Here is a 19,490-nt window from a genome sequence, read left to right on the forward strand (position 1 = left end):
CGCGTCACACCACCAGCACATGGCCTTCACGCGCAGGGCTGCGCCCTGCCGCCAGATCCGCCCAGAGCGCGGGCGCGGATGCGATCCCGTGATGCTCCACGACCTCCAGCCATTCACCGGCATCGGCCGCGATCCGCTTCCACGCCGCCGTGATGCGCGCCTCGATCACGCCGGGGCCCCATTCGGTGCGGCGCTTGGCGATCTGGGCGGGGGCAAAGAAGAACTGCGGTTTCGGGCCAGCCAGGTTGCGCGGCGGCGCAAAACGGTCCCAGTGGCTGGTGCCCACCGCAGCCGAATGGCGCAACTTGTCGGCAAGATGGCCATGCAGCCGCGCCTTGACCTCGGCATTGCCGGCCATGTCCACGTAGACGCTGGGGATTGTCGCAAGCTGGTCGATCTGGTCATAGCTCAGCACCTGGTCGCAGGCGCCCAGCCCTTCGACGAAGGCGCGATTGCCCTCGCCTGTCAGCCCGATGATCCGGTAGGGCCGGTCGGCAGGTTCGGCCAGGAACTTGCACAGGCCCAGCCCCGTCTTGGACGAGGCGCTGCCCACGATGATCTGCCCAGCCCCGAACCATTCATTGTCGGCCAGCCAGTCGAACAGCAGGTAAGACGTAGCCAAGAGCGGTTGCAGCAGGCTGCGCAGGTGATCGTCACGGACCGCGCCGGGCTTGACCGCCACATAGGTGTTGTAGACCAGTGCCAGACCGTCGCGATGCGCGCTTTTGTCGACGAACACGCCCTGGGCCGACTGTTCCGGGCGGATCACCATGGTTTCGGCCATGGGCAGATAGCCATAGACCCGTGTGCCCGGCTCGACCCCCGTGGCCCGGCTGTCGATCACGCGCGCCGTGCCCCAGACCGGCACGATGCCCTGCCCCTCTTCCCCGCTGGGAAAGAAGCGCCAGTACTCCAGCGCAAAGCCGGTGGCAGCATAGGTCACGTTGTTCACGGTCAGTGCGAAACTTTCGACCTGCAAACGCGCCTCGCCATCTTCGAGCGGCCGCATGGCGGCGGGATCGGGCGCTACCCGCGCCTTGGTGATGTCCTGCTGATCGACAAGTATCCGCTGCTTCTGCATCCGCCGCCCTCCCCGCGCGCAATATCATTGCGGCCAGTATGCGCGACATGAGGCGTCTGCACAGCCCCGGCTTGCGATGACGATGCGTCAGCCTAGTCCGGGATGGTGAAGATCTGGCCCGGATAGATCAGGTCGGGATCACGGATACGGTCGCGGTTGGCCTCGAACAGGCGCACGAACAACAGCCCCTCGCCATAGCTTTCGCGCGCGATCGCCCAAAGCGTATTGCCCGGCTGCACCGTGACCACCTTGACCGCAGCGCTGCCTGGCGCATCGGCGGGTTGCGCTGTTCCGTTGTCTGCCGCAGCCGTGTCCGACGGGGCGGTCGGCGTCGACGACCCGGTCGGGGCGGACGTGTCCGCAGGTACGGAGGCAGCATTCCCGGCATTGGCGATTGCCGCGACCTCGTCACGGTCTTCGCGTTTGAAGGGCGTCTCGATCCGCGCCAGCACGCGGCCTGCGGCGTTCACCTCGTCCAGGCGCAGGGTATAGATGCCGGGCGCCACGCCGGGCAGGCCCGTGCTCCAGATCCCGTCGGACCCGATGGGCACGGATGTGACCGCGGCGTTATCCAGGTAGATCAGGATCGTCGCGTCGGGTCGGCCGCGACCTTGCAGCAGCACGTCCCCTTCGGTCGTATAGCTGATCACGTCGATGGCCAGCCCGACACCACCCGCCGCAGGATCAACCGGTGTGGCCGGTTGCAGTACCCGCACACCTGTTCCGTCAGCCAGCAACAAGGCAGGCGCGGCCGGAGCGGCTGGCGGCGCAGTCGGTGCCGCAGCCGGAGCAGAGGCAGAGGCATCGGCCGGGGCGGCCCCATCGGTGGTGCCGGCATCGGCCACGGCGACGGGCGGCAGGCCCGCAACAGGCGCAATGATCACCTGCTGGTCCGACAGCAGCCTGTTAGCGCCCTGCCCCACGGCAAGCGTCATGACACGCGGCGCATCCGATGGCGGCAGGCTGAGAAAGGCCACGAAAGCCCCGTCACCCCCGACCATCGCATCGCCCACCACGACACCGTCCAGCAGAACCTCGACCGTGCGACCGGGCACGGCACGCCCGGCCACCAGCGCTTCACCATCGGGTGCAAGGCGCACGGTGTCGAATTGAGGCAGGATCACCGCCGCACCATCCGCGCCCGTCGAGGCGCCAGCATCCTGTTCGGCAGGCGGCTGGGATGTGTCGTCAGCCGTCTCGGGCGCGGCGGCGTCGGCAGCGGCTGTTTCAGGCGCGGCGGCGTCAGGCGTCACGGTTTCCGTTGCCGCTGTTTCCGGGGCCGTTGTCGCAGGTTCCGGGGCGGGTGCAACGACCGTTTCGGTCGGCGCAGCCTGGTCGGCGGGCGCATCCGCCGGTGCCGTTGCAGCCTCGGGCGCTTGCGCGGGTGCTGCCTGCGCAGGCGCAGGCTCGGCATCTGCAGGGGCGGGTTCGGCATCTGCCGTGGTTGTCACCTCGGGTGCGGTCGCTGGCGCCGGTGTCTGGGCCGGTGCCGGTGTCTGGGCCGGTGCCGGGGGAGCGGCAGCAGTCGGCGTCGACGGCGCATGGACCGCAGCCTGTTCGACCGGCGGCACTTCGAGCGGGTAGAGTTTTCCGCTCAGCACGAAACCCAGTACCACCAATACGACGGCCACAACAGCACCGGCCACGGCGCGCCCCGAGCCGCCCGACATCCACGACTTATTATTCATCTGTTCCCTTCCGGTCCGCCGTTTTCCTTGCGCGGCAGTTGAGCGAGATTAGCAACAAGGTTATCACGGGTCAAAAGCACCTTTGCACAAAAACGGGAAGTAACATGTCGCATCCGCCGAAAGGATTTGCCGTCTGCGTCTATTGTGGCGCACGTGGCGGGAATGACCCGCTTTACATGGGGCAGGCGACCGCCCTTGGTGCGACCCTTGCCACCGAGGGCTGGCAACTGGTCTACGGCGCGGGCGACGTGGGGCTGATGGGGGCCGTGGCGCGGGCGGCGCAGGCAGAGGGCGGGGACACGCTGGGCGTGATCCCGGTTCACCTGCTGAAGATGGAGGTCGGCAAGACCGACCTGACCCGCTTTGTCGTGACCGAGACGATGCACGAGCGCAAGAAGGTCATGTACATGAACTCGGATGCGATCGTCGTTCTGCCGGGCGGGGCGGGTTCGCTGGACGAGTTCTTCGAGGTTCTGACATGGCGGCAACTGGGCCTTCATGCCAAACCGATCTTCCTGCTGAACGTGAATGGCTACTGGTCGCCCCTGATGGCCCTGATCGAGCATGTCATCGCTCAGGGTTTTGCCGACCCTTCGCTGGCCGGGTTCATCACGGTGGTCGATGATGTGGACGCGCTGACCCTTGCCCTGCGCGCCGCCCGTTCCAACGAGACCGATGCCGCCGAATAAAGCGCCAGCGCCACCCAGATCAGCGCAAAGGCAATGACGTGCCAGCCCTGGAACGGTTCCAGGAAAATGACAACTGCGACAATGAATTGCAAAGTCGGGTTGATGTATTGAATCAGCCCCACGGTCCCCATGCGCACCCGCTTGCTGGCATAGGAAAACAGCATCAAGGGCCCGGCCGTCAGGATACCCGACGTCATCAGAAGCAGGCTGTCGGTCAGGTCGGCCCCGAAGGCGCCCCCATCACGATGGGCCATCAGCAGCACGATGCAGGCGATCGGTGCCAGCACCAGAACCTCGGCGGTGACGGATACGACCGGACCAGCGGAAAGCCGTTTTTTAACAAGTCCGTAGAGGCCGAAACTGATGGATAGAATCAAGGCGATCCAAGGCGCCACACCCAGGCCCAGCGTCAGGATCGTCACGGCCAATGTCGCCAACCCCACCGCAATGGCCTGCATGCGGCTGAGCCTTTCCCCGAAGACCACGCGCCCGATCAGCACGGCCACGAGGGGAAAGAGGTAATAGCCCAATGATGCCTCTGTCGCGCGGCCGATCTGGATCGACAGGATGAAGATGAACCAGTTGGTCGAGATCATCAGCGCCGCGAACAGCACGATGCCCAGCGACCGGGGCGAGCCAAGAGCAACCCGCAGCTGCCCCAGCCGCCCCTGCACCATCAGCAGCACTGTGAAAAAGACCAGTGACCACAATGTGCGATGCGCAAGAATCTCGATCGGCGGCACATGCGCCAGAAGCTTGTAGAACAGCCCCGACAGGCCCCAGACCGTACATGCGGCGATCAATGCCGCAACGCCCTTGCCTGCCTCTGTCATGATCCTGGATGCCCCTGCCCTTGCGCCCCGTCACCTTGGCGCAGCCGCGTGCCGGGTTCAATCCGTCATGGCCGCATCGGCGCAGTCAACCCGGCGCTACATCGCCTCGAGATCGGCAATCACGATCTTCTGAAGCTCAGGCAAGGGATGGCGCGTCAGTGTCTTGGGGATCTCCGCCACCAGGGTTTTCAGCACAGCCTCGTCCAGATGGTCGCGCAACTCGCCCAGGCTGCGCGGCGGGGCCACGATGACCATGCGCCCGATATGGCCGCGCCCCACCATCCGCGACAGGATCGCCGACATCTCGGCGGCGAAGCGATCCTTGGCCAGCTGGTGCCAGTCCGCCTCCTCCATCGCGGAACGCTGCCCCATGCTGGCGTCGGGCCGTCGTCCGGGCCGATCCGATACCTGATCTTTCTGGCTGGGGTTGTCCTGTTCCTCGATCCGCATCACCGACAGCCTGGGATCGACCGCGCCGCCCTCGTTGCACAGAAACAGCGCCTTCTCACCGTCGGCGACCAGAACCCAGGTGTCTTTTTCAAGTCGTATCATCGCGTCCTCCAGAGTCGTCTTGCCCCGGTCCTTGCAGGGCCGGGCAGGTCTGATCGCGCGCTGACTGAATCATATATCATTTTTGGAATAAAAAAACCCCGCGCAAGCAAGCGCGGGGTTCTGTCTGCAAGGCGTCAGCCTGACCGGGATCAGAGGCGCGAGGCCACGTTTTCCCAATTCACGAGGTTTTCCAGAAAGTTCGACAGGTAAGCCGGGCGCTTGTTGCGGAAATCGATGTAGTAGGAATGTTCCCACACGTCGCAGCCCAGAAGCGCTGTCTGTCCGAAGCACAGCGGGTTCACGCCGTTTTCGGTCTTGGTGACCTTCAGCGCACCGTCCTTGTCCTTGACCAGCCAGCACCAGCCCGAACCGAACTGGCCCGCGCCCGCGGCGGCGAAATCTTCCTTGAACTTGGCGACCGAGCCGAAGCTTTCGGTGATGGCCTTTTCCAGCTCGCCGGGCATCGCGCCCTTGCCGGGGCCCATCATCTCCCAGAACTGGACATGGTTCCAGTGCTGCGAGGCGTTGTTGAAGATCCCGTTCTGGGCCACGGCGCCTGCCTGATAGGTGCCGGTGATGATGTCTTCCAGCGATTTGCCTTCCCATTCGGTGCCGGCGATCAGCTTGTTGCCGTTGTCCACATAGGCCTTGTGATGGATATCGTGATGATATTCGAAGGTTTCGGCGGACATGCCATGTGCGGCCAGCGCGTCATGGGCATAGGGAAGATCAGGAAGTTCAAAAGCCATTGGTCGGCCCCCCTCTGTTGCAGTTGTCTCTCGGGCCTAGATGGTAGGCTTGGGGGGGCAAGGTCAACCCCCGCCCTGCCCAAGTGGCTGTCTCAGCCGAAATAATCGACCGATGCGGCAGGGTCTGCGGCGGCGCCGAGCAGGTCAAAGACATATTGCGCGACCGAACGGAAACAGATCACGTTGATCTGGCCGGCCTCGGGCATCCAGAAGGCACCCGCGACCTGCGCCAAACGGGTGCGGCGGAAGTCGCCGGAGCCGAATTGTGCCGGATGCAGATCGACCGGCGCCAGTTTCGCCAGCACCTCGCGCACATGCGCGTCCTGTCCGCTGACCGTGATCAACGCGCGCGCGTCCGAGACATCCGCCACAAGGTGATGCGTCCCCTCAAGCGTGGCCGAAAGGTTGGCGCAGACGCTGGATACCTGGCCGTAGGGCAGGATCAGCAGCAGCTCGTCCGGTGACATCCAGGCGGCCTGCCCCTTGCTGACACCCTTGGCGGGTTGAACACGGCGTGTGTCGGGCACGGTCAGGCCAAGCGCCTTGTCCAGCGCCTGCGCCATGACGGGTGCCGCCAGATCGCCGCGCAGGGTGATCATGCCCGTCGGACCACGGTCCTGCAGTGTCACGAGACCTTCGAAACTGGCCCCATTCAGGGCGCTGACCGGTTCAGACATTCTGCTTCACTCCGTCCTTGTCGTAAAAGACCTGATCGACGATCTTCGCCTTCACCTCGGTCCCGTCGGTCTTGCCGAAGGCGATTACCTCGCCCATGCGGGCGGGGCCGTTCAGCACGATCCCCATGGCGATGCCGCGCTCCAGCGTGGGCGAATGATAGGTCGAGGTGACGCGTCCCTGGGTGTTGCGCTGACCATTGGCGTTGGTGCCCTCTGCCAAGGCATAGGCGCCATCGGGCAGCGTGCTGCCATCCAGCGTCTCAAGCCCTACCAGCTGCCAGCGGTTCGGGTTGACCATGTGGCTGCGCTCCTGTCCGCGCTTGCCGAGATAGTCTTCCTTTTTCTTCGAGATCGCCCAGCCCAGACCCAGATCCTGCGGGATGATGGTCCCGTCGGTTTCGTCACCGATCATGATGAAGCCTTTTTCGGCCCGCATCACGTGCAGCGCCTCGGTGCCATAGGGCATTACGCCGAACTCGGCCCCCTCCTGCATCAGGCGGTCCCAGAAGGCACGGCCATGGCTGGCGGGAACGGCGATCTCATAGCTGAGCTCGCCCGAGAAAGAGATGCGGAAGACCCGCGCAGGCACCTCTCCCAGTGTGCCCTCGGCCCATTGCATGAAGGGCAGCGTGTCCTTGGACACATCCATACCGCCCAGCTTTTCCAGCACCTTGCGGGCATTGGGGCCGACCACGGCGAATTGCGCCCAGGCCTCGGTCACGTTGGCGACATAGACTTTCCAGTCCCACCATTCGGTTTGCAGCCATTCTTCCATATGGGCGTGGATACGGTCCGCGCCGCCCGTGGTCGTATGGCAAAGCCAGGTGTCCTCGGACATGCGCGCCACCACGCCGTCATCCATCAGGAACCCGTTTTCCGAGCACATGAGGCCATAGCGGCATTTGCCGACCGGCAGCGTGCTCATCATGTTGGTATAGAGCATGTCGAGGAACCGGCCCGCATCGGGGCCCTTGACCACCAGCTTGCCAAGGGTCGATGCATCCAGCAGCCCAAGGCTGGCGCGCGTCTGCTTGACCTCGCGGCTGACCGCGTCGAAGTGGCTTTCGCCGCTGCGCGGATAGCAATAGGGGCGGCGCCAGTGGCCGACGGGTTCCCAATAGGCGCCCTGTGCCGCGTGCCAGTCATGCAGGGGGGTGCGACGCAGCGGCTGGAAGATGTCGCCGCGTGCCTCGCCCGCGATGGCCCCCATGCTGATCGGGGTATAGGGGGGGCGGAAGGTCGTCGTGCCGACGCTGGGAATATCGGTGTTCAGCGACTTGGCAAGCGTTGCCAGGCCGTTGATATTGCTCAGCTTGCCCTGATCCGTGGCCATGCCCAGCGTCGTGTAGCGCTTGGCGTGTTCGACGGAAGTGAAACCTTCCTGCGCGGCCAGTTGCACGTCCGAGACCTTCACGTCGTTCTGGAAATCCAGCCATGCCTTGGACCGCAGCCCATAGGTGGCACCCTGCGGCATCATCCAGACCGGCGCGATGGGCGCCTCGATCTGCTGCTCCGCCACGGGGGCCTTGCCCGTCACGGGCATGTGGCCAGCGGCCTGCGCCGCAGCCCGCCCGGCCAGATCGCCATCGGCCAAGGCCAGCGCCAGGTCCATCGCGCCATTGGCGGCACCGGCCGCGATCACCATCGGCTGACCATCGGCGCCGGTGGGCGCCTTTTCGGGATCGGGACGGAACATCGCCTGATCCGCATCCCAGATCAGCTTGCCCCCGCAATGGGACCACAGGTGCACCACGGGCGACCAGCCGCCCGACATGGCAACCGCGTCGCAAGCCACCTCGTCCAGAACGCCACCTTCGCCCGCCTGCGCGCAGATCGCCACGCCGGTCACGCGCTTGCCGCCCTTGACCTTTGCGATGGCCTTGCCGTTCTCGACCCGGATGCCGAGGCCGCGCGCCTGATCGGCCAGCGCCCCGCCACCGGATGCGCGGGCATCCAGGATCACCGGCACCGCAAGGCCAAGTTCCTTCAGCGTGATCGCGGTGCGATAGGCATCATCGTTATTGGTCGCGATCACCACGCGGTCACCGACCGAGATACCCCAGTTCACGGCATAATCGCGCAGGGCCGAGGCCAGCATGACGCCCGGAATATCGTTGCCCGCGAAGGACAAGGGCCGTTCGATCGCACCCGTCGCGGTCACGATCTGCCGGGTGCGGATCTTCCACAGCCGGTGGCGCGGACCATCAACTTCGGGTGCATGATCGCGCAGGCGCTCGTAGCCCAGCACATAGCCGTGATCATAGACCCCTGCCCCCATGCAGCGCAGGCGCAGGGTGACATTGCCCATTGTTTCCAATTCGGAAACGGCTGTTGCAATCCAGGCATCAACAGGCTGCCCATCCACGGTGCCGCCATCCACGGGCGCGCGACCGCCCCAATGGGCGGTCTGTTCCAGCAGCAGCACACGCGCGCCGGACCGGCCTGCGGCCAGCGCCGCCTGCAGGCCCGCAACGCCGCCGCCGATCACCAGCACGTCCACGGTTGCGTTGAAATGCTCGTAACGATCCGCGTCCGCCATGGTCGGTGCCTTGCCCAGGCCCGCCGACATGCGGATGAAGGGCTCGTAGACATGTTTCCAGAAGGCCCGCGGGAACAGGAACATCTTATAATAGAAACCCGCCGGCAGGAACCGGCTTAGGTAGGTGTTCACCGCGCCGATGTCATATTCAAGACTGGGCCAGTGGTTCTGGCTTTCGGCCTGCAACCCATCAAAAAGCTCGGTCGTGGTGACGCGCTGGTTCGGCTCGAACCGCGCGCCTGCGCCCAGACCCACAAGGGCATTGGGTTCCTCGGCGCCCGAGGCCACGACACCGCGCGGGCGGTGATACTTGAAGGACCGGCCCATCAGCATCTGATCATTGGCCAGCAGGGCCGAGGCCAGCGTGTCGCCCTCATACCCCTTGAGGTATTTGCCGTTGAAGCGGAACGTGACCTGCTTTCCCCGGTTCAGAAGGCGGCCACCTGTTGCGAGACGCGTGCTCATTGAAACTCTCTCCATGACCAGCCGGGCCGTTTGGCGCTGATCTTGTCCTTGATGTCCTGGGGCAATTCGGTGGTCTGGGCCTTGTAGGTGCCGAACACCTCCAGCGTCATGGTGCAGCGGGCCGCATGGAACCACTTGCCGCAGCCATAGCTGTGCCGCCAGCGTTCGAAATGCACGCCCTTGGGGTTCTCGCGCATGAACAGGTAGTTCTCGAACGCCTCATCGCCTGAGCCGGGCCCGAAGCGTTTCAGATGCGCCTCGCCACCCGCGCTCAGTTCCGTCTCGTCGGCTTGCACGCCGCAATAGGGGCATTGAAGGGTCAGCATGTCATGCCTCCGGTGAGGGGCTGGTTTGGTGAGTTATCCCCAAGGGCAAAAGCAAAACCTGCATTGGGGTTACTTGTGGATATGCACAGCCTATCCCCAAAAACATACAATTTGCCTCCAACTCTGCTCTCTCGGATACTCATGAGAGAGGTGGCTCGATTATCTGAGGAAAGACATGAAACTTGACGATTTTGAAGAGGAGCTTGGTTCTTTCTTCCGCTTCCTGAATGGTGAACAAGCAGATCCTCAGGCCTCAATTGCAGAACGCGGATTTGAGAAGCAACTTGATTGGAGGCAACTTGAAGAATGGGCCTGTGAGCATGCCGATCCTTACATACAGGAATTGCGCCATAGAGCATTTGATTTTCATGACCAAGAAGCCATGGATCAAGTCCGCCTTGAGTACGCTTGGATGATGCAGAGATATGAGTAAACGCTTGTCCCATCAATGCGCCACCCCCGCGGCCACGCTTTCGTCGATGAACTTGCCTTCGCGGAAGCGGAACATCGAGAATTCCTCGGTCAGGGGCGAATGGCCCTTGGCCATCAGTTCGGCCATGGCCCAGCCTGATCCGGGGATCGCCTTGAAGCCGCCCGTGCCCCAGCCGCAGTTGACGAAGACGCCTTCCACGGGGGTTTTCGACAGGATGGGTGAACGGTCGCCCGTCATGTCCACGATGCCGCCCCACTGGCGCAGCATCTTGAGGCGCGAGATCATCGGGAAGGTTTCGATCAGGGCGCGGACGGTTTCCTCGATGTGATGGAAGCTGCCGCGCTGGGTGTAGTTGTTGTAGCCATCCGTGCCGCCGCCGATCACCATCTCGCCCTTGTCGGACTGCGACATGTAGCCATGCACGGTATTGGCCATCACGACCACATCCATGCAGGGCTTGATCGGCTCGGACACCAGCGCCTGCAGCGCCAGCGATTCAATCGGTAGACGGAAGCCCGCCATATCCGCCACGACCGACGAATTGCCCGCCACGACGATGCCCAGCTTGTCGCAGTCGATGGCGCCCTTCGTCGTGTCCACACCCACGACGCGGCCACCTTCGCGGCGCACGGCCTTGACCTCGCATTGCTGGATCACGTCCATGCCCATGTCCGAACAGGCCCGCGCATAGCCCCATGCCACCGCGTCATGGCGCGCGGTGCCGCCCCGCGCCTGCCACAGCGCGCCCAGCACCGGATAGCGCGGCCCGTCGATATTGATGATCGGCACCAGTTCCTTGACCTTCGCAGGGCTGATGAACTCGGTCTTGACGCCCTGCAACGCGTTGGCATGCGCCGTGCGCTGATAGCCGCGCACCTCGTGCTGGGTCTGGGCGAGCATCATCACGCCGCGCGGGCTGAACATCACGTTGTAGTTCAGATCCTGACTCATCGTCTCGTACAGGCTGCGCGATTTCTCGTAGATCGCAGCCGAGGCATCCTGCAGGTAGTTCGACCGGATGATCGTGGTGTTGCGGCCGGTGTTGCCACCGCCCAGCCAGCCCTTTTCAAGGATCGCGACATTGGTGATGCCGAAATTCTTGCCAAGGTAATAGGCCGTGGCCAGGCCATGCCCGCCCGCGCCCACGATGATCGCATCGTACTTCTTTTTCGGGGCGGCATCGCGCCATGCGCGTGTCCAGCCGCTGTGCTGGCGCATGGCTTCGCGGGCGATGGCAAAGACGGAATAGCGTTTCATCGGCGGCACTGATCCTTCGAATCCGGTTCGGCTTGTCCTGCGGTGATATCTGGACCTTGGGCAGGTTTCACCCCCGTTTGAGAACGTCATAATAATGCATGGATGCGACATGGTGGACCGTTGCGGCAGTTTGCCCTTTTTTCGCGCCCCCCGCGCATATACATGATGGCCAGAACCAAGGAGGACGCATGGCGATCTGGGTTATCATTTCGGCGCTGGCTTTCGCTGTGGCGGCCCTGCTGGCGCTTGCCATCCTGCGCGGGCGCATCGGTGACGAACCACCGGCAGCCTATGACCTGCGGGTGTACCGCGACCAGTTGAAGGAAGTCGAACGCGACCTCGCCCGTGGCGTGATCGGACCCGACGACGCAGAGCGTATCCGCGCCGAGGTGTCGCGCCGCATCCTTGCGGCGGATGCCCAGCTTCAGAAAGGTGGCGATGCCACCGCGCAGCCCCGCGCGCTGGCCCTGACGGGGGCAGCGGTGTCGCTGGCGCTGCTGGTTGGCGGCTCTGTCTGGGTCTATTCCCGCATCGGCGCACCGGGGTATCCCGACATGGGGCTGGCCAGCCGGATCGAGGCCGCGCAGGACGCGCGGCTGAACCGGATCAGCCAGGCCGAGGCCGAAGCGCGCGTGCCCGCCAGCGCCACGGTGCAGGCCCCCTCGCCCGATTTCATCCGCCTGATGGATCAGCTGCGCACCGCCGTCGCGGAACGCCCCGGCGATCTGCAGGGTGCGCTGCTGCTGGCCCGCAACGAGGCCGTGCTGGGCAATTTCGTCGCCGCCTACAAGGCGCAGGCGCAGGTTCTGTCGATCAAGGGCGATCAGGCGACAGCCGCCGATTACGTGGACTATGCCGACATGATGGTTCTGGCCGCTGGCGGCTATGTCTCGCCCGAGGCCGAGGCGGCCCTGCGCGCGGCGCTGACCCGCGACCCGCAGAACGGTCCGGCGCGTTATTATGTCGGCCTGTTGCAGGCGCAGACCGGACGTCCCGACAATGCCTTCCGCACCTGGGAGGCGCTGTTGCGTGACGGGCCCGAGGGCGCGCCGCATATCCTGGCCGTGCGTGCCCAGATCGAGGACATGGCCTTCCGGGCCGGTGAGCGCAACTTCACCCTGCCGCCCGCAGGCGATGCGCCCGCCGAACCGCCGCTGGCGGGCCCCTCTGCCGATGACATCGCAGCCGCCCAGAACATGAGCGGCGAGGACCGGATGCAGATGATCCGCACCATGGTGCAGAACCTGTCCGACCGGCTGGCCCTGCAGGGGGGCAACTCGGCCGAATGGGCGCGACTGATCGGAGCATTGGGTGTGCTTGGCGATGAACGGCAGGCCCGCGTGATCTGGGAAGAGGCGCAAAGCGTCTTCTGGGACAGCCCCGAAGGCCTGGCCGAGGTGAACGACGCCGCGCGCCGCGCCGGTCTGACCGAATGATCTGCGAAACGATCGAGGATTTCGCCGCCGCCCTGCCCCGGCATCGCGCGCTGGCGGGTCTGGATTTCGGCGACAAGACCATCGGCATCGCCGTGTCGGATCTGATGCTGTCGGTGGCAACGCCCCTGCAGACCATACGGCGGACCAAGTTCGCCACCGATGCGGCCCAGTTGCTGGAGGTTCTGACCGCCCGCGCCATCGGGGGGATCATCCTTGGCCTGCCGCGCAACATGGACGGCACCGAGGGCCCGCGCTGTCAAAAGACCCGCGCCTTCGCCCGCAATCTCAGCCGTCTGACGGAGCTGCCCATCGGTTACTGGGACGAACGCCTGTCGACGGTTGCCGCCGAACGCGCGCTTCTGGAGGCGGATACGACACGAAAACGTCGCGCCGAGGTTATCGACCACGTGGCCGCGTCCTATATCCTGCAAGGAGCGCTGGACCGGCTGGCGCATTTGAAGGTGCAGACCCATGGATGACATCTGGAAGCGCGACGAGATCGAGAGCCCCTGCATCAAGATTTGCGTCATCCATCCGGCAGAACGGTTGTGCACCGGCTGCCTGCGCAGCATTGACGAGATCACCCAGTGGTCGCGCATGACACCCGCCGCCCGTCGCGCGGTGATGGAAGACCTGCCCGCCCGCGCGCCACGTCTGAAACAACGTCGCGGCGGACGTGCGGCGCGCCTTGCGCAAGACCAGTGAGACGCGCGGCGCCCCGGCGCCCCCGCCCGGTCAGCCCGCCCGGTCAGCCCGCCACGACAAACGGTGTTAATACGACCGACACCATGGCGGGGGTCAGGGTTGCCGCTGCCCCGGTCACACGCGCATAGGTCTGCCCGTCAACCTGTACCAGCGCATCGGTATTCTCGCCCAGGATCGTGACCACCCCGGCACCGGCATAGGTCTGTGGCAGAAGGACCAGGATTTCTTCGCCCGTAGGTTCGAAATCCGCGATGACACCGGTATCGGTCGAGGCGGTCATCCATGAGCCGACTGCAAATGTATCCTCGGCGCCGCCGCCATAGGCGATATCGCCTCGGCCAAGGATCATGAGATCCTCACCCGGCCCACCATAAAGCGTGTCGGGATCGACAACATCCATGGCCGGCAGGATCTGTTCCCCACCCGAAACCACGCTTGCGCCGTCAGCCCGCAGAACACCGATCAGAACGTCGCTGCCCTCTGCGCCGAACAGCTGGTCGGAACCTTCACCGCCTTCAAGCACATCGTCGCCGCCTTCACCGTCCAGCGTGTCAGCGCCGCCGTTACCTTGCAGAAGGTCCTCGCCAAATCCGCCAAGCAACAGATCGTTACCCGCGCCACCACGCATGACGTCGTCGTTGCCTCCCCCCAGAAGCGTGTCCGCGCCATTGCCGCCGTTGAGCAGATCGTCGCCCTCGCCGCCATCCAGAAGATCGTCGCCGGTGCCGCCAAACAGGCGGTCCATGCCCCTTTCACCGGAAATGCTGTCTTCCCCCGCGTCGCCATCAATCTGGTCATCGCCACCGCGTCCGAGCAGAAGATCGTCTCCTGCGCCGCCCGCCAAGGTGTCATTGCCAAGGTTGCCGACTATGCTGTCATCGCCTGCACCGCCGAGCAGCAGATCATCCGACGGCCCGCCGCGCAGTTCCTGACCGGGTTCATCCGTTTCTGATGACCCGTCTGCCGCGCGGTCATCGCCATCTTCGCCGTCGCCCCCGAAGAGCACACTCAGAAGTGATCCAGCCGCGACCAATCCCATTACCAGAAGTGGCTCAACCATGAGCAAAACCCTTATGAACAATACCTTACGAGAAAATCTCTACGCAGTGCGCCAACAAATTCAAGGGCGATGACGGCATGGATACGACAGACACAATTCACGGAAAACAATCGACCGCAAAAGGCTGCATTATCGAATAATTTGAAACAATACCGACCCGGTCAGTCGGCCATCAACCATTGCGCCGCCCCATCCGGCAGCAGCGGCCGGAAATAGGCGATCATGCGCCCCTCTGCCGGGGCCTTCGCCCCATCCGCCCAGGGTGCGACACCGTGCAGGGCAAGGCGGTGCACCAGATAGGCCTGGCCCGGCGTGGAATGCAGCTCAACCCGTTCACAGGTCTCGAACACCTCGGCCCGCGCCGCTGTATAGGCCTCGGTGACATCGAGGTCGGGCCATGTCGCAGGCGGATGCCCTGCGCAGGCCCGCAGCAGGGCGCGGCGCAAGACATGATGACTGCCGCGCCAGACCACAAGCGGGCTTGCACCTGCATCGCATGCGGTCAGCGGAAGGCCAAGGATCCAGGCATGATGTTCGCGCATGAAGCGCCGACGTTCCGGCCCCTCGGCCAGCAGGCCGTCCAGATGCGCCGCATCGCGACGCTGCCGGTACCGGAAAGCGGCGTCGCTTTCCCCGGCTCTTGGGCGCGGATAGCCCGGCCAGGTCACCGAGACTTGCGCGCGATGCAAAGGCAATACGCCAAACAGCGCATCCGCCGCCTGCCGCGCGATCCCGGCCAGCGGCACGCCATCCACCGTTCCATCCGCATCATTGTCCAGGGCATCGACACCGACGAACCATGTACCCTCGCAGACCAGACCGCGGGCGCGCTGTTCGGGATCGTGCACGGCAGCCAGAGCGCGCGGACGCACCGCATCCACCCATGTCAGAACTGCCGGATCGGCAGGAAAGGTGATCCAGCCATCCGTGGCAAGATCCGGCATGTCACCAGCCCATGGATTTGCGCAGCATGTTCAGCGCCACCAGCGTCAGGAACACGGCGAAAGCCCGCTTGAGGGGTTTGGGATCCAGCGCATGGGCCAGCTTGACCCCCAGCGGCGCGGTGATCAAGGTCATGGTGACAACCACGGCAAAGGCCACGACATTGACCGCCCCGAGGGTAAAGGGCGGCCTTGCGGTCGGATCGATCTGGATCATCAGAAAGACAATGACCGATGGCACGGCGATGATGACGCCGAACCCCGCCGCCGTGGCCACCGCTCGGTGGATCGGCACGCCGTAAAGCGTCATGACAGGCACACCGAAACTGCCGCCACCGATCCCCATCAGGACCGACAGAAAGCCCATCGCGGGTGACATGAGCATCCGGCGCAGCCCCTTGGGCATCTCGTCGCCCAGCCGCCAATGCGCCCGCGAGACGATCATGTAGATCCCCACCGTCAGCGCCAGCCCGCCAAACAATGCCTGCAGGGTGACCGAGCGCAGCGATGACGCCACCAGCACCCCCAGCACCGCCCCCATCGCGATGCCCGACGCCCAGCCGCGCAGGATCGACCATTCGACGGCGCCTTTCCTGTTGTGGCTCAGCACAGACCGAGCAGAGGTCACGATGATCGTGGCCAGCGACGTGGCCAGGCAGATCTGCATCAGTTGCGGGTTGTCATAGCCCAGGGTCTGGAAGACGTAGAAGAAGGAAGGGACAAGGATGATCCCGCCCCCGACGCCCAGCAGACCGGCCAGCACCCCGGCGAAGGCGCCCACGGCCATCAGCATCACCAGCATCTCTACCAGCAGGATCTTGTCGGGCACTATCGCGCCTCCTTGGGTCTTTCGCTTGCGCGGCAGATAGACCGCGTTTTGCAGACAGGGACAATGGCAAAAGCTGGCACGGGTCAGGCGACGGCCTGGGCCCGCGCCTCCAGCACCGCGTCCAGCGCCTGGCGGACCAGCGCGAAATCCGCCCCCTCGCGCGAGGCGCCTTCGGACAGGATGCGCCGCCACTGGCGCGCACCGGGCGTGCCTGCGAACAGTCCCAGCATATGGCGCGTGACCTGATGCAGCCGCCCGCCCTGCGCGATGTGATCCGTGATGTAGTCACCCATCTGCATGACCACCTCCACCGGGTCGCTGTCCTGCCCCTGCCCCCAGATCAGGCGATCCGCCCTGCACAGGATATCGGCGGGCTGGTGATAGGCTGCACGTCCCACCATCACCCCGTCCAACCCGGCATCAAGGAAGGGGAGCGCCTGATCCAGATTGGTAATGCCGCCATTGATCGAGATGTGCAGCCCTCCGAACATCCCCCTCATCTTCAGCACCAGATCGTGATCCAGCGGCGGGATCTCGCGGTTTTCCTTGGGGCTGAGCCCCTGAAGCCAGGCCTTGCGCGCATGAATGATGAAGCGACCGCATCCGGCCGCGCCCACGCGGGACAGGAATTCGGGCAGAACCTCTTCGGGGTTCTGGTCATCCACACCGATGCGGCATTTCACGGTCACCTCGACATCCACGGCGGCGCGCATCGCGGCCACGCACTCGGCGACCAGCGCGGGCTGTTTCATCAGAACCGCCCCGAAGGTGCCCGATTGCACGCGGTCCGAGGGGCAACCAACGTTCAGGTTGATCTCGTGATAGCCCGCCTGCGCGCCCAGCCGCGCCGCCTGTGCCAGCTCGGCCGGATCCGATCCGCCCAGTTGCAAGGCCACCGGATGTTCGGCCGGGTGATGATCCAGCAGATGCAGCGCGCCACCGCGCACCAGCGCGGGTGCGGTCACCATTTCGGTGTAAAGCAGCGCATGCCGCGACATCAGCCGATGCAGGTAGCGGCAATGCCGATCTGTCCAGTCCATCATCGGGGCAACGGATAATCTAGCGTGTTGATTTATTTTCATTTTTTGTGTATCTTCAAACTGTTGGCGGCGGATTCTGCTACGCTGGAATACGCCCTCATATCCCCGAATTTGCCCCTCTACGACAACTCATTGCACACATGAGCCGCACACGAAAATGGCCTCCATCACCAAGCTCCCCTCCGGTGCCTACCGGGTCCAGATCAGACGAAAGGGCCGCTACGCGAGCGAGACATTCCTCCGCCGCGACGACGCCCATCGTTCGGCCCTGCCCGAGCAGAGACCCGGGTCGATCAGGGGCTGGCGCCGAACAAGTCGTCCGTTTCCCGCCTCCAGACCTTTGGCGACCTCATTGATCTTCATATAACCGATATGTGCGAGGTAGGGAAACCGCCGCATCGCGAACCAAGGCCGCCACGCCCAAGCGCGATCTCGGCAAGGAAACGATCGGGCACCTCGACCGGCAAAAGCTGATCGACTACGGCAAGATGCGTGCGGAGAAAGGTGCGGGTCCGGTGACGCTCGGGATCGATATCGGGGTGATCAAGATGATGGAGTGCCCCCACTGAATTGGTCCACTAACTGGGATAGTGTTATCCCGTTTCAGGAGGATCAGAAATGGCTGGAAAGCGAGACAAACCCGAAGACGTGGTGCTGAAGCTTCGGCAAGTTGAAGTGCTGCAAGGACAAGGCATGGGTCTGTGCTGCGCTGCCACCAGCCTCTTGCGATCGTGCCATCTGAGCTGCTGTGTCAGGCATGGGATGCGGACCAAACAACGGTGCGCGCAACTGTTGCGGAACACAACCGGTCGTCGCCTGATCAAACCCAGGGTCCAGCGGCAAAACCCCTTCAAATGTGTCAATCAGCGGTTCGAACCCTGTGCGCACCTCTGCAGGGCCTGCGGAGTCCATCCACCAATCGAGGCCGTCCGGGTCAGCCACGCCCGCAATCATTGCGCAAATACTCCGCAAACCCTGCGATGCGCTCGGCAACAGGGACATCGTCAAAGGCGCGACCGCCAAACCGCTGTTTCAGCCGGGCGTAATGCTCAGGCGTTGTGCGCGGCGGCCCCCACAAAGGGGATCGGCACCCCAAGATGCACCAGCCACCGAAACGAAGCCGCATAGAGCCCTGAAATCCGCTTGATCCGGTCCACCTGCCCATGCAGCCTGCGGATTGGATTGCGCGGCAGCGGATTCACGAAATTCAGGTGCGGGAAATCCTCGCGCAGATCTTCCTGAGTTTCCTCGATCAAGGGCAATTGCAAGGCGTGGATCACCCGCCGTGCCACGGACTCATAAAGTGGGTTGCAATCGTGGCAATGCGCGCAATCGCTGGCAGGCGGGATTTGCGCCCCCCCCTGCCCATTCCCAAGCGCTGCCCATAGTCATTACGGTCATGTCAATTGATCTGGCATTGGGTCTGTGTTTTCACTGTCCAACGGTTCTAACTCTTTCAAAGTAATGTCTCTCCAATCCGGCTCAAACAAACGGAGACGGAAACAGACCGACCCCGGCCTTTCGGCGTGCAGCAGTTCGGCTGGTGCTGACGAACGGCAGGACACGCCCCCCGGGGCCGGCATGACACAGGCGCCTAAAGACCGCGCCCCACCGAGGACAGCCACAGGTTTGTATCCTGTGAAAGGGACCTGCCCCTCGATCCTTGTGCGAAAAGCAGCATATCTGTGCTGAGTGACGGATGCCGGAAGAATTCGAACCCTGACTGCCGCAACCAACGGATCGTTTGCGTTTGCCGGTCAGGAATGAAGTTGAAAAGTGTGGAATGCCTCTTGCGGTAGAGCGCGACCATCGCGCGCGTCACATAAGTCATCTTGATCGCAGCCCGAGGTCCGAAATGCGCGAATGCTTCAGGCATGAAACGGTCTGTCGCAACCATCCAGATTTGACCCACTTCCGTGCAATGGGCGGACACGCCAAACAGCGCAGCTGCACGCCCCGCCGATGCCTGCACGCAATAGGCATCGGGCGCGGCAAGCGCCGCATGCAATCCGACCCGCCAGTCCCCGAACGGCGTGCGACTGGCCTCGTACTTGTCCGATGCGCGCAGATCGGCCGCAAAGAGATCATACATCTCGGGTTGCGCCAGGACCGCAACATAACCGTGCAAGGCCAGGATTGCGTTTACATCCGCCAAACCTTTGTCTTCACCGTCCACCATCCGATACTATC

At 64.0% G+C, this 19,490-nt stretch carries 22 protein-coding genes; 6 read left to right on the plus strand and 16 right to left on the minus strand.

All coding sequences use genetic code 11. From position 1 onward, the window contains the following. Positions 1-4 precede the first annotated feature (4 nt). Both ACMUJL_RS03135 and ACMUJL_RS03140 read right to left on the minus strand, forming a co-directional pair. Entirely contained in the window at positions 5-1,081 is a 1,077-nt protein-coding gene (locus ACMUJL_RS03135; protein WP_375570518.1) for a DUF2855 family protein, read from the minus strand. A 92-nt stretch (positions 1,082-1,173) separates the two neighbouring features. Further along, positions 1,174-2,769 carry a LysM peptidoglycan-binding domain-containing protein gene (locus ACMUJL_RS03140; RefSeq protein ID WP_375570516.1) on the minus strand — a complete coding sequence of 532 codons (1,596 nt, stop codon included), beginning with the start codon at positions 2,767-2,769 and terminating at the stop codon, positions 1,174-1,176. 104 nt (positions 2,770-2,873) lie between these two features. Here ACMUJL_RS03140 and ACMUJL_RS03145 point away from each other — a divergent pair, with 104 nt between their 5' ends. Further along, positions 2,874-3,458, plus strand: coding sequence for a TIGR00730 family Rossman fold protein (locus tag ACMUJL_RS03145; protein WP_082896368.1), 585 nt, complete (start codon positions 2,874-2,876; stop codon positions 3,456-3,458). On the opposite strand, the gene rarD is transcribed toward ACMUJL_RS03145, so the two are convergent. From rarD to ACMUJL_RS03175, 6 genes are all read right to left on the minus strand, one after another. After that, positions 3,344-4,291, minus strand: a complete 948-nt coding sequence (gene rarD, locus ACMUJL_RS03150; RefSeq protein WP_375570513.1) for an EamA family transporter RarD — start codon at positions 4,289-4,291, stop codon at positions 3,344-3,346. The genes ACMUJL_RS03145 and rarD overlap by 115 nt on opposite strands. 96 nt (positions 4,292-4,387) lie before the next feature. Next, a complete protein-coding gene (locus tag ACMUJL_RS03155) occupies positions 4,388-4,843 on the minus strand; it encodes a host attachment family protein (protein ID WP_068292970.1) in 456 nt (151 codons plus the stop codon). 149 nt (positions 4,844-4,992) lie between these two features. Further along, positions 4,993-5,592, minus strand: a complete 600-nt coding sequence (locus ACMUJL_RS03160; protein WP_068292973.1) for a superoxide dismutase — start codon at positions 5,590-5,592, stop codon at positions 4,993-4,995. A 92-nt stretch (positions 5,593-5,684) separates the two neighbouring features. Beyond that, on the minus strand, positions 5,685-6,269 hold the full coding sequence (locus ACMUJL_RS03165) for a sarcosine oxidase subunit gamma (protein ID WP_375570511.1): 585 nt from the start codon (positions 6,267-6,269) through the stop codon (positions 5,685-5,687). After that, positions 6,262-9,273, minus strand: a complete 3,012-nt coding sequence (locus tag ACMUJL_RS03170) for a sarcosine oxidase subunit alpha family protein (RefSeq protein ID WP_375570509.1) — start codon at positions 9,271-9,273, stop codon at positions 6,262-6,264. The genes ACMUJL_RS03165 and ACMUJL_RS03170 overlap by 8 nt, the downstream gene beginning before the upstream one ends. Further along, complete coding sequence (locus ACMUJL_RS03175) at positions 9,270-9,599, minus strand: sarcosine oxidase subunit delta (RefSeq protein WP_375570507.1); 330 nt, start codon at positions 9,597-9,599, stop codon at positions 9,270-9,272. The genes ACMUJL_RS03170 and ACMUJL_RS03175 overlap by 4 nt, the downstream gene beginning before the upstream one ends. 175 nt (positions 9,600-9,774) lie before the next feature. Here ACMUJL_RS03175 and ACMUJL_RS03180 point away from each other — a divergent pair, with 175 nt between their 5' ends. Then, positions 9,775-10,032, plus strand: a complete 258-nt coding sequence (locus tag ACMUJL_RS03180) for a hypothetical protein (protein ID WP_375570505.1) — start codon at positions 9,775-9,777, stop codon at positions 10,030-10,032. 12 nt (positions 10,033-10,044) lie between these two features. Here ACMUJL_RS03180 and ACMUJL_RS03185 read toward each other — a convergent pair whose 3' ends face one another. Continuing rightward, a complete protein-coding gene (locus tag ACMUJL_RS03185; RefSeq protein WP_068292983.1) occupies positions 10,045-11,289 on the minus strand; it encodes a sarcosine oxidase subunit beta family protein in 1,245 nt (414 codons plus the stop codon). A gap of 188 nt (positions 11,290-11,477) precedes the next feature. Here ACMUJL_RS03185 and ccmI point away from each other — a divergent pair, with 188 nt between their 5' ends. The 3 genes from ccmI to ACMUJL_RS03200 are packed head-to-tail and all read left to right on the plus strand — an operon-like array spanning position 11,478 to position 13,430. Then, positions 11,478-12,725 (plus strand): c-type cytochrome biogenesis protein CcmI, encoded by a 1,248-nt coding sequence (ccmI, locus tag ACMUJL_RS03190; RefSeq protein WP_068292986.1) that lies wholly within the window; start codon positions 11,478-11,480, stop codon positions 12,723-12,725. Beyond that, the gene (gene ruvX, locus ACMUJL_RS03195) at positions 12,722-13,204 is read left to right on the plus strand and encodes a Holliday junction resolvase RuvX (protein WP_375570502.1); all 483 of its coding nucleotides are present in this window, start codon (positions 12,722-12,724) and stop codon (positions 13,202-13,204) included. The genes ccmI and ruvX overlap by 4 nt, the downstream gene beginning before the upstream one ends. After that, on the plus strand, positions 13,197-13,430 hold the full coding sequence (locus ACMUJL_RS03200) for a DUF1289 domain-containing protein (protein ID WP_068292992.1): 234 nt from the start codon (positions 13,197-13,199) through the stop codon (positions 13,428-13,430). Before ruvX ends, ACMUJL_RS03200 begins: the two co-directional genes overlap by 8 nt. 43 nt (positions 13,431-13,473) lie before the next feature. Here the strand turns inward: ACMUJL_RS03200 and ACMUJL_RS03205 are convergent, their stop codons facing one another. From ACMUJL_RS03205 to dusA, 4 genes are all read right to left on the minus strand, one after another. Then, positions 13,474-14,490 (minus strand): calcium-binding protein, encoded by a 1,017-nt coding sequence (locus tag ACMUJL_RS03205; RefSeq protein ID WP_375570500.1) that lies wholly within the window; start codon positions 14,488-14,490, stop codon positions 13,474-13,476. Positions 14,491-14,651: 161 nt separating this feature from the next. After that, positions 14,652-15,434, minus strand: coding sequence for a hypothetical protein (locus ACMUJL_RS03210; RefSeq protein ID WP_375570498.1), 783 nt, complete (start codon positions 15,432-15,434; stop codon positions 14,652-14,654). A gap of 1 nt (position 15,435) precedes the next feature. Then, on the minus strand, positions 15,436-16,260 hold the full coding sequence (locus tag ACMUJL_RS03215; RefSeq protein WP_375570496.1) for a sulfite exporter TauE/SafE family protein: 825 nt from the start codon (positions 16,258-16,260) through the stop codon (positions 15,436-15,438). A gap of 83 nt (positions 16,261-16,343) precedes the next feature. Then, positions 16,344-17,342: a tRNA dihydrouridine(20/20a) synthase DusA gene (gene dusA, locus ACMUJL_RS03220; protein WP_375570494.1), complete on the minus strand. Its 999-nt coding sequence runs from the start codon at positions 17,340-17,342 to the stop codon at positions 16,344-16,346. Positions 17,343-17,674: 332 nt separating this feature from the next. On the opposite strand from dusA, the gene ACMUJL_RS03225 reads away from it, so the two are divergent. Beyond that, the gene (locus ACMUJL_RS03225; protein ID WP_068293006.1) at positions 17,675-17,869 is read left to right on the plus strand and encodes a hypothetical protein; all 195 of its coding nucleotides are present in this window, start codon (positions 17,675-17,677) and stop codon (positions 17,867-17,869) included. 43 nt (positions 17,870-17,912) lie between these two features. On the opposite strand, the gene ACMUJL_RS03230 is transcribed toward ACMUJL_RS03225, so the two are convergent. The 3 genes from ACMUJL_RS03230 to ACMUJL_RS03240 all read right to left on the minus strand — a co-directional run bounded on the left by ACMUJL_RS03230 (position 17,913) and on the right by ACMUJL_RS03240 (position 19,479). Beyond that, positions 17,913-18,242 carry a hypothetical protein gene (locus ACMUJL_RS03230; RefSeq protein WP_375570492.1) on the minus strand — a complete coding sequence of 110 codons (330 nt, stop codon included), beginning with the start codon at positions 18,240-18,242 and terminating at the stop codon, positions 17,913-17,915. A gap of 107 nt (positions 18,243-18,349) precedes the next feature. Continuing rightward, complete coding sequence (locus ACMUJL_RS03235; RefSeq protein ID WP_416914115.1) at positions 18,350-18,592, minus strand: hypothetical protein; 243 nt, start codon at positions 18,590-18,592, stop codon at positions 18,350-18,352. A 302-nt stretch (positions 18,593-18,894) separates the two neighbouring features. Beyond that, the gene (locus ACMUJL_RS03240) at positions 18,895-19,479 is read right to left on the minus strand and encodes a hypothetical protein (protein WP_375570488.1); all 585 of its coding nucleotides are present in this window, start codon (positions 19,477-19,479) and stop codon (positions 18,895-18,897) included. Between the last annotated feature and the right edge of the window lie 11 nt (positions 19,480-19,490).

It is taken from the genome of Seohaeicola sp. (genome assembly GCF_048006315.1).
Lineage (GTDB): Bacteria > Pseudomonadota > Alphaproteobacteria > Rhodobacterales > Rhodobacteraceae > Seohaeicola.